This is a genomic window from Pelomonas nitida, assembly GCF_043555975.1.
Lineage (GTDB): Bacteria > Pseudomonadota > Gammaproteobacteria > Burkholderiales > Burkholderiaceae_C > Pelomonas > Pelomonas nitida.
Genome location: NZ_JBIGIA010000007.1, coordinates 179,314 through 193,707 on the forward strand (window position 1 = coordinate 179,314; position 14,394 = coordinate 193,707).

At 68.3% G+C, this 14,394-nt stretch carries 15 protein-coding genes; 5 read left to right on the forward strand and 10 right to left on the reverse strand.

Annotated elements, in window-relative coordinates:
• Window positions 1–2: 2 nt before the first annotated feature.
• The 3 genes from ACG00X_RS11195 to ACG00X_RS11205 all read left to right on the forward strand — a co-directional run bounded on the left by ACG00X_RS11195 (window position 3) and on the right by ACG00X_RS11205 (window position 2,663).
• Window positions 3–539: a chorismate--pyruvate lyase family protein gene (locus ACG00X_RS11195; RefSeq protein ID WP_394488259.1), complete on the forward strand. Its 537-nt coding sequence runs from the start codon at window positions 3–5 to the stop codon at window positions 537–539.
• Window positions 540–722: 183 nt separating this feature from the next.
• The gene (locus tag ACG00X_RS11200; protein WP_394488260.1) at window positions 723–1,271 is read left to right on the forward strand and encodes a hypothetical protein; all 549 of its coding nucleotides are present in this window, start codon (window positions 723–725) and stop codon (window positions 1,269–1,271) included.
• 360 nt (window positions 1,272–1,631) lie between these two features.
• Window positions 1,632–2,663, forward strand: a complete 1,032-nt coding sequence (locus tag ACG00X_RS11205; protein ID WP_394488261.1) for a Gfo/Idh/MocA family protein — start codon at window positions 1,632–1,634, stop codon at window positions 2,661–2,663.
• A 6-nt stretch (window positions 2,664–2,669) separates the two neighbouring features.
• Here ACG00X_RS11205 and ACG00X_RS11210 read toward each other — a convergent pair whose 3' ends face one another.
• Entirely contained in the window at window positions 2,670–4,304 is a 1,635-nt protein-coding gene (locus ACG00X_RS11210; RefSeq protein WP_394488262.1) for a S41 family peptidase, read from the reverse strand.
• A 93-nt stretch (window positions 4,305–4,397) separates the two neighbouring features.
• Window positions 4,398–5,312 (reverse strand): 4-hydroxybenzoate octaprenyltransferase, encoded by a 915-nt coding sequence (gene ubiA / locus ACG00X_RS11215; RefSeq protein WP_394488263.1) that lies wholly within the window; start codon window positions 5,310–5,312, stop codon window positions 4,398–4,400.
• A gap of 88 nt (window positions 5,313–5,400) precedes the next feature.
• Between ubiA and ACG00X_RS11220 the strand changes: the two genes are divergently transcribed.
• Complete coding sequence (locus ACG00X_RS11220) at window positions 5,401–6,105, forward strand: glutathione S-transferase N-terminal domain-containing protein (protein WP_394488264.1); 705 nt, start codon at window positions 5,401–5,403, stop codon at window positions 6,103–6,105.
• 262 nt (window positions 6,106–6,367) lie between these two features.
• Here the strand turns inward: ACG00X_RS11220 and ACG00X_RS11225 are convergent, their stop codons facing one another.
• The 8 genes from ACG00X_RS11225 to rpmH form a co-directional block, all read right to left on the reverse strand.
• Window positions 6,368–7,252: a DUF2145 domain-containing protein gene (locus ACG00X_RS11225; protein ID WP_394488265.1), complete on the reverse strand. Its 885-nt coding sequence runs from the start codon at window positions 7,250–7,252 to the stop codon at window positions 6,368–6,370.
• A complete protein-coding gene (locus ACG00X_RS11230; RefSeq protein WP_394488266.1) occupies window positions 7,249–7,680 on the reverse strand; it encodes a hypothetical protein in 432 nt (143 codons plus the stop codon). The genes ACG00X_RS11225 and ACG00X_RS11230 overlap by 4 nt, the downstream gene beginning before the upstream one ends.
• A gap of 98 nt (window positions 7,681–7,778) precedes the next feature.
• Entirely contained in the window at window positions 7,779–7,958 is a 180-nt protein-coding gene (locus tag ACG00X_RS11235) for a hypothetical protein (protein WP_394488267.1), read from the reverse strand.
• 85 nt (window positions 7,959–8,043) lie between these two features.
• Entirely contained in the window at window positions 8,044–9,408 is a 1,365-nt protein-coding gene (gene mnmE / locus ACG00X_RS11240; RefSeq protein ID WP_394488268.1) for a tRNA uridine-5-carboxymethylaminomethyl(34) synthesis GTPase MnmE, read from the reverse strand.
• A 224-nt stretch (window positions 9,409–9,632) separates the two neighbouring features.
• The gene (gene yidC, locus ACG00X_RS11245) at window positions 9,633–11,321 is read right to left on the reverse strand and encodes a membrane protein insertase YidC (protein ID WP_394488269.1); all 1,689 of its coding nucleotides are present in this window, start codon (window positions 11,319–11,321) and stop codon (window positions 9,633–9,635) included.
• Window positions 11,314–11,598, reverse strand: coding sequence for a membrane protein insertion efficiency factor YidD (gene yidD, locus ACG00X_RS11250; RefSeq protein ID WP_394488352.1), 285 nt, complete (start codon window positions 11,596–11,598; stop codon window positions 11,314–11,316). The genes yidC and yidD overlap by 8 nt, the downstream gene beginning before the upstream one ends.
• Window positions 11,599–11,681: 83 nt before the next feature.
• The gene (locus ACG00X_RS11255) at window positions 11,682–12,170 is read right to left on the reverse strand and encodes a ribonuclease P protein component (RefSeq protein ID WP_394488270.1); all 489 of its coding nucleotides are present in this window, start codon (window positions 12,168–12,170) and stop codon (window positions 11,682–11,684) included.
• 55 nt (window positions 12,171–12,225) lie between these two features.
• Window positions 12,226–12,360 (reverse strand): 50S ribosomal protein L34, encoded by a 135-nt coding sequence (gene rpmH / locus ACG00X_RS11260; protein ID WP_054021782.1) that lies wholly within the window; start codon window positions 12,358–12,360, stop codon window positions 12,226–12,228.
• Between the two features lie 311 nt (window positions 12,361–12,671).
• On the opposite strand from rpmH, the gene dnaA reads away from it, so the two are divergent.
• On the forward strand, window positions 12,672–14,129 hold the full coding sequence (dnaA, locus tag ACG00X_RS11265; RefSeq protein WP_394488353.1) for a chromosomal replication initiator protein DnaA: 1,458 nt from the start codon (window positions 12,672–12,674) through the stop codon (window positions 14,127–14,129).
• Window positions 14,130–14,394 lie beyond the last annotated feature (265 nt).

Here is a 14,394-nt window from a genome sequence, read left to right on the forward strand (position 1 = left end):
TGATGGGTATTGCTTCGCGGGACAGCCTGCGCGACTGGTTGCGCGCCCCCGGCTCGCTGAGCCGCCGGCTCGCCCGCCTGGGACAGCGTTTCACGGTGCAAGTGTTGCGTCAGCGCGTGGTGCCGTTTCGTGCGCTGGAACGCGCGGCGCTGGGCCTGCCACCGCGCGGGCTCACCGTGGTGCGTGAAGTCATCCTTCGTGTGGACGACGCGCCGATGGTCTGGGCGCGGTCGGCAGTCCACCAACGTGCCACCATCGGCCCCTGGCGGGCAATCAAAGGGCTAGGCTCCAGGCCACTCGCCCATTTGTTGTACGACGACTACCGCATCCATCGCAGCGAACTGAAGCCGCGTCGACTCGCGCGCCACGGCCACACACGGCGTCATGCGGCACGCCAGTGGCTGGCCGCCACCGGGGAAGCAATGCCTGCGCAGATGCTGTGGTCGCGCAATTCCGTCTTCGATCGCTGCGGCGCACAACTGCGTGTGATGGAGTTGTTCGCGCCGGGGCTGCGAGGCCAGCGACCCGGCCGGCGCTGACGCCGCACCATCTGCGGGCGCGTTTTCAGCTGTCTGCGGCCTGACTTTCTTTGTCGGAAATCCCCACACGAAGTCATAAATTAGCACGCGGACCCAGAACTCCCATAAACTACCGCTACAGAGGGGCGTTAGTGACCCGCCGCGCATGGCAAAGGCGGGCATCAAAAAGAGTAGGGCCAAAACATGAAGACCCGTGATGTGGCGATCTTCACCGGCGAGCGCTTTCTTGTGCCTCAGTGCATTCAGCGCATCGACCATCTTTCAACCCACGGCTGGCAGCTGCGCTACGGTGGCACCAAGCTTTTCTCGGACCACAGCCAAGATGGCAGCGGCGCCCGGAAAGCGCTGGCGCTAGCCACCAAGGAACTGCTCAAGCGCATCGCCACGATGCCGGCGCCGTCTCGGCTGCGCCGCACGCCGAGCCGCAAGAAGCAGAGCGACCTGCCATCCGGCATCTCCGGTCCGATCGTGCGTCAGCGCGCCGGCAGCCGCGTGCGTGACTGCAGCTTTGCAGTGACACTGCCGCGCTTCGGCGACACGCCGCTGGCGCGCAGTGTGTATATCGGCACCGAGAACACCTACACGGTGGAGCGCTACCAGGAAGCCCTGGAGCGCGCCGTCGCCTTGCGCGAAAAGGCCGAAGCGGCCTACCAGCGCGCGGCGACCAAGGCACGACGCGCGGAAGCGCTGGTGCTGAAGGCGCAGATGGGCACGCTGCTCGGCAAGCGCTGACGCTGCCGGCGCGGCCTCCGCCGCGCACGACAGCAGACACAATGGGGCGGCCCCGGCATGACGCCGGGCCGCTTTCCATGTGTCGTATTGCCGCCCTGACCCAACGTTCGCTGGCATTGCCAACGCTGTCAATGACAACGACTGCCCCCACGGCGCGCACAAGCGTTGCACGACCGGGCCGACGGTCCATCGTTGGCAGGTTTAGGGCCGCCGCATTCGCCGCGGACGGCGGAACAGCGTTTCACCCGCGCGAACGGCGGGACCAGCACGATGCGCATCATGCTTGTCGTGCTGATCGTCAGGCAGCGACTGCGGCCGGCTGGTGCATCTCCACCCCCAACCACAACCGATGAGCAAGCCATGACCCCGAAACCCACCACGTTCAACTGGGGCGTCATCGGGCCAGGCGGCATTGCCAACCGGTTCGCGGGCGCCTTGCCGGCGGTGCCGGGCGCGCGTCTGGGCGCCGTCTTCGCGCGCGACGCCGCGAAGGGTCAGGTCTTTGCCGAGCGCTGGCAGCGCGACGACGGGGCCGCGCGCGTGACGACAGCGTTGCCAGACCTGTTGCACGACCCTGCAGTCCACGCCGTCTACATCGCGACGCCGCACTCCCACCATGGCGACTACGTGCGCGCGGCGCTGCTGGCGGGCAAGCCGGTGCTGTGCGAGAAGCCGCTGGTCACGTCGCTGGAGGAGGGTCAGGAGCTCGTCGAGCTCGCACGCCGCCAAGAGGTGTTCCTCATGGAGGCGCTGTGGACGCGCTTCCTGCCCGCCTATGAGGTGGCAGGCCGGCTGCTGCGCGACGGCGCCATCGGCGAACTCCGTGCGATGCAATCGAGCTTCTGCTTCTCGTCAGGCTACGACCCGCAGCACCGCAACTGGAACCCCGCACTGGCGGGCGGTTCGCTGTGGGACATCGGCATCTACAACCTCGCCGTGACGCGCTGGGTGCTGCAGCAGATGCATGACGGGGAGTGCCCCGAGCCGCTGTCCATCGATGTCGCGGCCAGCCTCGCGCCGACCGGTGTGGACGCGTCCGTCAGCGCCACGCTGCATTTCCCCGGCGGCGTCACATCGCAGTTCCGCTGCGGCTTCGATGCGTCGTCGGTGAACGCGTTCGAGGTGCTCGGGTCCCAGGCGGGCTTGCGTTTTCCGGTGGATTTCTGGGGCTCGGAGGTCGTCGAACTCGTCACGCGCAAGGCGCCCATCGAGCGCTTCGAAGCGCCACACGCCATCAACGGCTTCGAGGGCGAGATCGCCGAGGCGCAGGCCTGCATTCGCGCCGGCCTGCTCGAGAGCCTCCGCATGCCGCACCGCGAGACGCTGGGCCTGCTGCGCTGGACGGACGCCATCCGGGAACGCTTTCCCGGTGGCGTCAACAAGAAGGGCTGAGCGCGCTCAGCGCGGCAGCCAGATGCGGTTGCTGCGCGCCGGGTTGCGCTTGAGTATCAAGGGCACGCCGCCCTCGCCGTTGGCCGCGCTTTGCGCATGCACCGTCGTGCCGGAGCCGGTCACGACGGGGCAGCTGCCGCGGTCCGCATGGCCCAACGCGCTTGCCAGCATGGACTCGTTGGTGTCGCCCAGCGCATGGTTCAGGTCGTCGGCCACCGTGCAGCCCTTGACGAAGCGTGTGCCGGCGGTGCCCGTGGCCGTGGGCTCGAAGCCGTCGGCATAGTCACCGAAGCCTTGTGCATTGACGCCAGCGAACTCGATCGGGAAGTAGCTGATGCCGCAGTTGTCCTTGGCGGTGAAGCCGTAGGGCTTGCCACAAGTCTTGCCGCCCACGAGCACGACATCCACGCCCACGCCGCGAAGGCTGTTGATGACCGACTCGCTGGCCGAACACGTGCCTGACTGCGCCAGCACGTAGACACGGGAAAGATTCAGCGTCGGCAGTGCCTGCTCCTGCGTGCAGTTGTTGCCGACGAGGATGCACGAGGTCGTGTAGAACGGCGTCGCCACGTTCTCGGCGCTGCGCTTGGCGTTGTACTTCAGCGTCTCGAAGGTCTTGCCGGCGGTGGCGGTCGTGCCGGCGATCATCGTGGCCAGCTCGCTGGCGATGTAGAGGTAACCGCCGCCGTTGTAGCGCAGGTCCAGCACCAGCTCCTTCACGCCCTCCGTTTTGAAGTTGCTCACCGCAGCGATGAGTTGGGCTTCCGATGGCGCGTTGTGGTCGTTGAAGAGCAGGTAGCCGGCCTTCGTACCCAGCGGCGTCGTGACGACCGTGGCCATGGGCACCGGCGTGCGTGTGACGGAGGCGCTGGTCATGCTGAGCGCGATGGGGTCGCCGCCAGCACGCGTGAAGCTGAAGCTGTGCGTGGCGTTGGCCTGGGACGGATACAGCGCCGCGTTCAAGGTGTCGACGCCGGCGCTTGTCGTTGTGTCGGCACTGGTGTCGTCCGCCGTGACGAGCAGGTCGCCGCGCATGATGCCGGCCCGTTCAGCCGGGCTGCCGGCTTCCACATAGGCGACGCGAATCTGGCGTGGTGGTGTCGTGCTCGCCAGCTTCCACTCGATGCCATAGCCGGCCTCGATGCCGCTGCCGCTGAGCGCGACCCAGTCGGCCGTCGGGTAAGTGAAGCTGAAGCGGTCGCGCCGCTGGCCGGTGTCGGTGGTGGTCGGCGTCTTCAGCGCCTCGAAATAGTTGTCCATCGCAGCGTAGGCGTCGCTGCCGCTGTAGCTTGCGAGGCTGGGGTCCACGCTGGGCACCTGGTCGCGCCACAGATAGGACTCGTCGAAGTAGGCCCGCAGCCACTTCTTCTCGGCGGTGAGCGAAGCCGTGCGCAGGTTGGCTGTGGCCAGCGTATTGCCGGGAGCGCACTGCTGCGCGAAGCTGGAGGACGGCCCGGCCGGACCGTAAGACGAGTTGGTGGGCGGCGTGCTGGGGTTGCCAAACACCGGCGCGCCGCTGTCGCCGTTGCTGCCGGTGCCCAACACCGGCGAGCCGCTGCTGCCACCCCCGCCACCGCAGCCGCTCAGTGCCAGCCCCAAGGCAGCAACCAACATTGCGGCGCCGCGCATCGTCATCATCATTTTTCTCACTCCTGCTGAATCGCGAGGCAATGTAAGCGCTGTGAGCAGGGGGGGATGAAAGCGTGCCGCAGGGACTGTCGGTTATTTTTCACATCATCTCAGGCTGAGGTCGATGACCGTGCCAGCGAAAACCGCCAGCCCCAGCCAATGGTTGGCCCGGAACGCGCGAAAGCACTCGGCCCGCTGGCGGTGACGGATCAGCGTGTAGTGCCACAGCGCCTGCGCCGCCGCCACGGCGATGCCGGCCAGGAACCAGCGCCCCAGGCCCAGCCGCAGGCCCAACCCCGCCCAGATCGCCAGGTAGGTGGCGTAGAAGATCATGATGCCGGCCACATCCCAGCGGCCCAGCGCGATGGCCGACGAGCGCACGCCGATGCGCAGGTCGTCGTCACGGTCCACCATGGCGTACTCGGTGTCATAGGCCAGCACCCAGAACAGGTTGCCCACCAACAGCGCCCAGGCCGACAGCGGCACGGCGCGCAGGTTCCATTCCACGCCGCCCAGTGCGGCGGCAAATGCCATCGGGATGCCGAACGAGAAGGCCACGCCCAGCACCGCCTGCGGCATGGCCAGCACGCGCTTGGCGAAGGGGTAGACGATGGCAACGGCCAGCGCGGCGAAGCTCAACAGGATGGCCGGCGGGTTGGTGGTCAGCACCAGCCCGAACGACACCAACGCCAGCGCGGCGCCCAGCACCAGCGCTTCCTTCACCGACACGGCCCCGGTCGTCACCGGCCGCCCGGCGGTGCGCTTCACGTGGCGGTCGAAGTCGCGGTCAGCGACGTCGTTGATGCAGCAGCCCGCCGAGCGCATCAGCACCGTGCCAAGCGTGAACACCGCGAGCAGGTGCCAGCCGGGGAAGCCGTCCGCCGCAATCCACAGCGCGGCCAGCGTGGGCCACAGCAGCAGAAGCCAGCCGGCGGGGCGATCCCAGCGGATCAGTTGCAGATAGAGCGCGAGCCGCGTGGGGCGGCCGGGATCGGGTGTGGCGGGAGCGGCGGAAGTCATGCCCGGATTTTCACGCCGCCCGACGTCGCCCCCCGGCACGCAAAGCCCCCGCCCGGCGCCAGGCGCGGCGCCGGCCTACAGTCGCGGCATGCATGACCTCAGCGCCTTTCCCATCACGGCCAAATGGCCCGCCAGCCACCCGGACCGCCTGCAGCTCTATTCGCTGCCCACGCCCAATGGCGTGAAGGTGTCGATCGCGCTGGAGGAGATCGGCCTGCCCTATGAGCCACACCTGGTGGACTTCGCCACCAACGACCAGCTCAGCCCGGCGTTCCTGTCGCTGAACCCGAACAACAAGATCCCGGCCATCCTCGACCCCAACGGCCCGGGCGGGCGGCCACTCGCGCTGTTCGAGAGCGGCGCCATCCTCGTCTACCTGGCCGACAAGACCGGGCAGTTGCTGCCGGCCGACCCGGCGCAGCGCTACGAGGCGCTGCAATGGCTGATGTTCCAGATGGGCGGTGTCGGGCCCATGTTCGGCCAGCTAGGTTTCTTCCACAAGTTCGCCGGCAAGGACTTCGAGGACAAGCGCCCGCGCGACCGCTATGTGGCCGAGTCGCGCCGGCTGCTGGGCGTGCTGGATCGGCATCTGCAGGGCAAGGCCTGGCTCCTGGGCGACACGTATACCGTGGCCGACATCGCGACCTTCCCGTGGGTCAACAACCTGATCGGCTTCTATGGTGCCGGTGACCTGGTCGGCTGGGGCGACTTCAAGGAGGTCGACCGGGTGCTGCAGGCCTTCCTGGCGCGGCCCGCCGTGCAACGCGGCCTGAAGGTGCCGGCGCGCGGCTGATCAGGGCCGGCGCGGCACGCCTGCCAGTCTAGATCCGGCAGTTGGGCACGCCCGAGGGGCGGGCGAGGCGGGGCGCTGGCAAGGCGTGACGCCGAAGTGGGCTCGTGCCCACGAGGAGAAGCAACGCGGCCAGCGCCACGAAGCGCCAGCCCAGCGGGCATGCAGCGCTGCTCACCGACGTGGCGAACGTCGCCGGAGACGCAAGGCGTTCATGCGGCTAGCGTTTCGATGCGTAGCGAGCGGTCAACTGCCGGATCTAGGGTCAGTCCAGCGCCGTGACGCGGTCGCCGTCACGGGGCTGGCAACCGGCCTCCAGCGGCTCGCCCGAGTCGCGCTGAACAATGCCTTGCGGCCCGTGGCAGAACTCCAGCCGGCGTGTGCCCGTCCAGCGCTGCTGCGCAAAGGCCTCCAGGCTGGTGGGCAGGCTGGTCTGCACAGAACCCGTCTCGAGCTGCGCGGGCGGGTGATCGTCGAAATGCAGCCACGGCACGAAGTGGCCGGCCAGCATGAGCCACGGCGATGCGTGCACCGGCTCCGGCGCATAGCCTTCGCGGCGCAGCCAGTCCTGCGCCTGCACGCGGGTGGTCGCGCCGGTCACCGACGCGGCCAACAGCTCGGCCACCCATTGATTGCAGTTCTGGTACAGCGTGCTGAACGGATAGGCGTTGGCGCTGTAGCGTGCATTGAGCAGGCCCAGCGCCAGCGGCTTGTCCAGCGCGGTGGCCGCCAGCGGCGCGGCGGCCTCGGGCGGCAGCAGCAGCACGCTGACGTAGCCAACGTCGGCTGCGTCGCCGCCACTGATGAAGCCGGCCAGGCCCTGGTCGAACAGGCGCGGCGCCCGCTCGGCGCAGGCGTAGTAGAGCTGGCGCACGGCCCAGGGTGTGTCCAGCCCGTCGGCCAGCGCGACCGCTGCGTGCGAGTAACGCAGCCCGAAGCGGGACAGGTCGGTGCCTGAGCGCGCGATCAGCGCGGCCGGCGTGCCTGACGCGGCCAGTGCCTCGCGCACGACGGCGGCAAAGCGCAGCAGCCGGTGCTGCTGCTCGGCCGTCATGGGGGTGTGGCGATCGCAGCCCTGCGGCGGCAGAGAACCCGCCTGGGCGGCACCCACCAGCCACGCGAGGGCCGCCGCGCAGGCGGCGCGAATCAAGGCTTGACGACGCGGGCGCTCATTTCGCGCGCCCAGGCATCTTCCAGAACCAGGAAGAAGGCCTTGCCGGTGTCGGCATGTGCAAAGGCCGTGCCGTAGGGCTGGGCGGTCGCCTGCAGTTCATCGCCGACGTTGACGGTGCGCGCAGCCATGGCTTGTTCGGGCACGGTCAGCTCGACCGCTTGGGCACCATCACGCGCCAGCGTCAGGCGCAGCTTGCCGGCGTCGGCCTGCGCCACATCGGTGACGCGGTAGCGGCCTTCAGCGCGCTTCTCGTCGCCGCCGCTGCTGCCGGAGGAGGCCTTGAACGAGTCGGACACGCTGCCCGAGGCAGAGGAGCCCGCGTCGGCGGCCGACGAGGCGAAGGACGCGGCGTTGGCCGTGGTGGCGGCCGCCAGGGCCAGGGAGGCAATGAAGACGAAGCGCATCGAAAGGCTCGCGGTTGTGGAAGGTCTAACGATAGCCTGCGCGCACGGTGACCAGTTGTATGGACTGCGTCAGCTCAGCGGATTTCTGCATGGCGGCCTCAACGCGGCGCGGGCTTGCGCACCCAGGCGTCCATCCAGTCGGACCCCGACAACACGCGGCGCGAGCGCCACATCTCGTCACGGGGCTGCGGCGCCGGGGCCGCCGGTCGTGCCACCGGCGCGGGCGTGCGCGGCGCGGCGTCCGTGCCGGTGAAGCTGAAGTTGGGAAGGCGTCGCATGCGTACTCCTCCTGAAGATGCGGCGAGCCAAGTTTGCGGCTTGGCCCATCAGGAACGCATCAGATCGACAAAAGGATTACTTGGGTTACTTGCCGATGCAGAAGTTGCTGAAGATGACCCCCAGCAGCTCGTCGGCCGAGAACGCGCCGGTGATCTCGCCCAGCGCGTCGTGGGCCAGGCGCAGCTCTTCGGCCAGCAGGTCCAGCGCCGCGTCGCGCTGCTCGGCGATGGCGCGCGCCAACGCCAGGTGCTCGGCCGTACGGGCCAGTGCCTGCACATGGCGTTCGCGGGCGATGAACAAGCCCTCGGGCACGGCCTGCCAGCCTGCCGTCTTCAGCAGGCGCTGGCGCAGCGTCTCCAGGCCTGCGCCGGTCTTCAAGCTCAGCGCCAGCTCGCCGGCCGGCGGCGTGCCCAGATCCGTCTTGTTGAACACCTGCACGATGCGGCCCGCGTCCACGCTGTGCAGCCGCGCACAGATGCGCTCGTCCTCGGCTTCGTAGTCGGGCAGGCCCACGCGGCCCAGGTCGTGCAGGAACAGCACGACGTCGGCGTCCGCAATCGCATCCCACGAGCGAGAGACGCCGATGCGCTCGACCTCGTCGGCGGTCTCGTCGCGCAGGCCGGCGGTGTCGGTGATGTGCAGCGGCACGCCCTCGATCTGGATGGTCTGGCTGACCTTGTCGCGCGTGGTGCCCGGAATGGGCGTGACGATGGCCAGCTCCGCGCCGGCCAGCGCGTTCAGCAGCGAGCTCTTGCCCACATTGGGTTGCCCGGCGAGCACCACCTTCAGCCCGTCACGCAGCAAGGCGCCCTGGCGGGTGCGGGCCTGCACGCCGCTCAACTGCGCGGCCAGACGATCCAGCCGGCCGAAGGCGTGGGCCTTCTCGAGGAAGTCGATCTCCTCCTCGGGAAAATCCAGCGTCGCCTCCACCAGCATGCGCAGCTGGATGAGCTGATCGCGCAGCACGCCCACCTCGCGGCTCAACGCGCCCCCCAGCGATCGACTGGCACTGCGCGCGGCGGCCTCGGTACTGGCGTCGATGAGGTCGGCCACGGCCTCGGCCTGGGCCAGGTCGAGCTTGCCGTTCAGGAAGGCGCGCTGCGTGAACTCGCCGGGCTCGGCCAGGCGTACGTTCAGCCCCGCCTCGATGACCCGCGCCAGCAGCAGCTGCATGACGACGGCGCCACCGTGGGCCTGCAGCTCCAGCACATGCTCGCCGGTATAGGAGTGCGGTGCGGGGAAGTACAGCGCGAGGCCCTGGTCGATCGCCGTGCCGGCCGCGTCGCGGAACGGCAGGTAGGTCGCCTCGCGCGGCTTCAGCGCGCGGCCGCAAACGGCCTCGATGAGCGGCGCCAGGTCTTGCGCAGACGACACGCGCACGATGCCCACCGCCCCGCGGCCTGGAGCAGTGGCGATGGCAGCGATGGGGTCGGCGTGGCGAGACAGCATGGCGGCATTGTCGAACCTCTGCCGCGCGCCGCTGGTGAGCCGCGCTCAGGGCTCTGGCGATTCTGTCGGGCGGCGGTGCCGGCGCTGGCGCGGGGGGAGGCCCGGCGCGAGGCGCTCTCGTGAGCACCGGCCGGGCCGATGTGCTGCCCCCGCAACGCCATTGAAGCGCCGGCAACAGGCGAAAAAAAGCCCCCGGCTGGCGGGGGCTCGTTCGACAGCGTGTATCAGTTCACGCCCAATCGCTTGTTGATCACCCATTGCTGGGCGATCGACAGGATGTTGTTCGTCAGCCAGTACAGCACCAGGCCCGACGGGAAGACGAAGAACATGACGCCGAAGGCCACCGGCATGATCCACATCATCTTCTGCTGCATCGGGTCTTGCGCAGGCGGGTTCAGCCAGACCTGGAACAGGCTCGACGCCATCATCAGCAGCGGCAGGATGAAGTAGGGGTCACGCACCGACAGGTCGGTGATCCACAGGATCCACGGCGCCTGGCGCATCTCGACGGTGGACAGCAGCACCCAGTACAGCGCCATGAAGATGGGCATCTGCGCAAAGATGGGCAGGCAGCCGCCGATGGGGTTGATCTTCTCCTCGCGGTAGATCTTCATCATCTCCTGCTGCATTTCCTGCGGCTTGTCCTTGTAGCGCTCCTTGAGCGCATTGATGCGCGGCGCGACGGCCTTCATGCGGGCCATGGACTTGTAGGCGCTGGCGTTCAGCCAGTACAGCGCCGCCTTCAGCAGCACGACCAGCGCGACGATGGTCCAGCCCCAGTTGCCGATGAGGCCGTGCAGCCTGTCCAGCAGCCAGAACAGCGGCTCGGCAATGATGGTCAGCACGCCGTAGTCCTTGACGCGCTCCAGGCCCGGGGCGAGCGCCGACAGCTTGTTCTCTTCCTGCGGGCCGGCAAACAGCGTGGCGCTTTGCGTGGCGGTAGCGCCGGGGGCCAGCGTGGGCAGCGTGAACACCATGCCGGTGGCGTAGGTGCTGTCGGGCTGCTTGCGCACGAAGAACTCGCGGTTGCCGGCCTCCGTGACGAGCCAGGCGCTGGCGAAGTAGTGCTGCACCATCGAGACCCAGCCGTCGCCGGCCTGCTTCTCGATGTCGACCTTGCCCTTGTCGATGTCCTCGAACTTGATGGTCTTGAACTTGGCCTTGTCGTTGTAGATGGCCGGCCCCGTGAAGCTGGGCGTGAAGCCCGCGCCACCGTGGACGATGCTGCCGTCACGCACCAACTGCAGATAGACCTGCGGCGTGACCGGGGCGCCGCCGGCGTTGACGATCTCGTGGGTGACGCCCACCGTGTAGACGCCGCGCTTGAACGTGTAGGTCTTGACCAGCTTGACGCCGCCGACCTCGGCCGACTCCAGGCGCAGCTTGACCTCGTCCTGGCCACTCTTGAGTTCCCGATCGCCGGCGGCGGCCGTCATCGGCGTCGTATGGCCGGGCAGCGCGCCCTGCGGGCTGACCAGGCCGGTCTGCGCACGGTAGTGCTGCATCTCGTTGAACAACACCACCGGCTGCGGCGTGAACTCGGGCTTGGTCTGCAGATGCACCATCTGCAGCAGCTGGTCCGTCACGGTGGGGTCGTACGACGTGAGGTACTTGGGCAACTCGGCGCGGACGATGTCGCCACCCAAGGTGTCCACAGTGACCGTCAGCACATCGGTGCGGATGGTGATCTTCTCGGACGGCGCAGCCGGGGCCGTGGCCGTGGCTGGCAAGGCACCAGCCGTGGCGGCCGGAGTGCCCGACGAAGCAGCGCCCGCTGGCGCCGAGGCCACGGCCTTGGGCGCCGGCGGCGCGAACATCGAGGGGTGCCCGTTGTGCTTCTGCCAGCCGTCCCAGAGCAGGACGAGCGACATGGTGAACACCACCCACAGCACGGTGCGGCGAATATCAGTCATGGAGGGACTCGGAGGAAGAAGACAGCACGCAGGCGCGCGTCATGGAGGGGGAGATCAGCCGGGAGAACAGGCGCGGCGCATTGTCAGGCACGGGGTCGTGCCCGCCGTCGCACCACGGCGCACAGCGCAGGATGCGATGCACGGTCAGGTAGCTGCCGACGAGCGCACCATGTCTTTCGAGCGCTGCCAATGAGTAGCGCGAGCAGGTCGGCTCGAAGCGGCAGGCGTTGCCCAGCCAGGGGCTGAGCAGCAGCCGGTAGCCACGCACGACGGCCATCAACGCGCGGGCGGGCCAACTGGGCCGGGCCAATGCCGCCGTGGCGCCGAGCGCCTGCACGCCTTCGGGCTGCCGGTCCGCGCTCATGCGACGGCCTCCGGCTTGGGCTGCTGAGGCTTCAGCGCGCGATCCAGCAGTTGCGCCAGCTCGGCGCGCACGGCAGCGCGCAGCGCGTCGGACGCCGCGCTGGGGAATTTCTGGCGGTCAAACGGAGAGCGCAAGCGAACGACCCACATGCCCGGCGGCATGCCGGGGCGCTCCGCGAACGCGGCACGAATCTGGCGCTTCAAGAGCGCCCGTGTCACCGATCGCTTCGCGTGCCGTTTGGGAACGACAGCGCCCACCCAGCAGCCTTCCGGCGCGCGGGGCGGGACATGTTCCACAACGCTGTGGGCAGGCTGTGCGTCGCCTGTTGATAACTCGGCCTGAGCTGCGCGCAACCTGGCCGCGTGCCAGGCGCTGGGCGCCGGATCGGCCGAAAGGTGGTGCAGCGCAAAATGCGCGCTGCGCGCCCGGCTTTGACGGCCGAGCACACGCTCAAAGTCCACCGGGCGGTTCAGCTTGCCGATCATCGGAGGCCCGGGGGCTGACGGCGCACGGAGCGCCGTTCTCGATCAGAGTGCCAGCTTAGACGGCCAGGCGCTTGCGGCCCTTGGCGCGGCGAGCGGCGATGACGGCACGGCCGCCACGCGTCTTCATGCGCACGAGGAAGCCGTGGGTACGGGCGCGGCGGGTCTTGGAGGCTTGGTAAGTACGCTTCATGAGAAACCCCTTCGGAGGTTTTTGAGGGTTTGTGCAGGCTGGGCACAGCGGTTGGCGCCCGGCGAAAAAGCGCACGGGCGAGCCAGTCGCTTGTGCGCGAAAACCCGGCATTACAGCAGAAGCCGGCGAAGCGGTCAATAAGTCCCCCGTCTCAAGGCGGGTTTGCCGGGGATTGACCCCTCTCCAAATTCTGTGGATAACCCGTCTTTTGGCAGCGCTGGAACCGTACAATCCAGCCGCTCGAAAAGAAGTTTTCCACAATGAGCCAAGAAGAACAGACGGTGGACCGAGCGCAGACCTTTGAAGCGAGCATGGTGGGCATGGGGGCGGCAGACTGGGCCGCGGACCTGTGGCGGCGCGGTTGCGAACGGCTGGCCACCGAACTGCCCGAGCAGCAGTTCAACACCTGGATCCGCCCGCTACCGCCCGCCACCGTGGCCGGCGACAGCGGCGATGGCCTGGTGGCCACGCTGAAAGTGCCCAACCATTTCAAGCGCGACTGGATCCGCCGGCAATACGCCGCCCGCATCGAGGCCATCCTGACCGAACTGGCGGGCCGGCCGACACGCCTGGAACTCGCACTGGCTGCCCGGGACGCCGCTGCGGCACCCGCCAGCGTCGCTGCGCCGGCGATGCCTCAGCCACACCAGCCGGCAGCGCCGGCCCAGGCTGCGGAGCCCAGCGCAGCACTGCGGCCGGTCGTCAACACGCCGACCATCGTGCTGCCGTCGCAGGCGCCGGCCTCAGCCAAGCACCGCATCAACCCGCAGCTCACCTTCGACACGCTGGTGCCGGGCCGCGCCAACCAGATGGCCCGCACCGCCGCGCTGCACGTGGCCGGCGCACCGGGCATCACCTACAACCCGCTGTTCATCTACGGCGGCGTGGGCCTGGGCAAGACCCACCTGATCCACGCCGTCGGCAACGCGCTGCTGAAGGACCGCCCCGACGCCCGGGTGCTGTACCTGCACGCCGAGCAGTTCATCTCCGACGTCGTCAAGAACTACCAGCGCAAGACCTTCGACGAGCTCAAGGCCAAGTACCACTCGCTGGACCTGCTGCTCATCGACGATGTGCAGTTCTTCGCCGGCAAGGACCGCACGCAGGAAGAGTTCTTCAACGCCTTCGAGGCGCTGCTGGCCAAGCGGGCGCACATCATCATGACGTCGGATACCTACCCCAAGGGGCTGGTGGACATCGACGAGCGCCTCACGAGCCGCTTCGACGCCGGCCTGACCGTGGCCATCGAGCCGCCCGAGCTGGAAATGCGGGTGGCCATCCTGATCAAGAAGGCCGACGCCGAAGGCACGCCCATGCCCGAGGATGTGGCCTTCTTCATCGCCAAGAACGTGCGCGCCAACGTCCGCGAGCTGGAAGGCGCGCTGCGCAAGGTGCTGGCCTATGCGAAGTTCTCGCACAAGGAAATCACCATCACGCTGGCCCGCGAGGCGCTGAAAGACCTGCTTTCCATCCAGAACCGCCAGATCGGTGTGGAAAACATCCAGAAAACGGTGGCCGACTTCTACAAGATCAAGGTCGCCGACATGTACTCCAAGAAGCGGCCAGCCAGCATCGCCCGGCCGCGTCAGATCGCGATGTACCTGGCCAAGGAGCTGACGCAAAAGAGCCTGCCCGAGATCGGCGAGCTGTTCGGCGGCCGAGACCACACGACCGTGCTGCACGCCGTGCGCAAGATCGGCGGCGAGCGCCAGAAGAACAGCGAGCTGAACCAGCAGCTGCACGTGCTGGAGCAGACGCTGAAGGGCTGAGCACCGCCCCAGGCTCGCGCCGCTGAGCGCCAGCCGAACCAGACCGGTCTGCAAAGCTCGGCGGACCGATCGCCCAGCACGCCGCCTGGGCGGGCCGGGCGAAGCCAGCGCCCCGCCCGTCGACTCGGGTTGACCCGTAGATCTCACGACGACCCGCCAGTCCGGCGGTGCACCCATTCCGGGCGACAATCGCTGCTTCACGCGCGCGCGCGTTTTTGGGGCTTGGCCCCGGCGAAATTTCCCCCAGATCCCCTCCGAAGAGGCC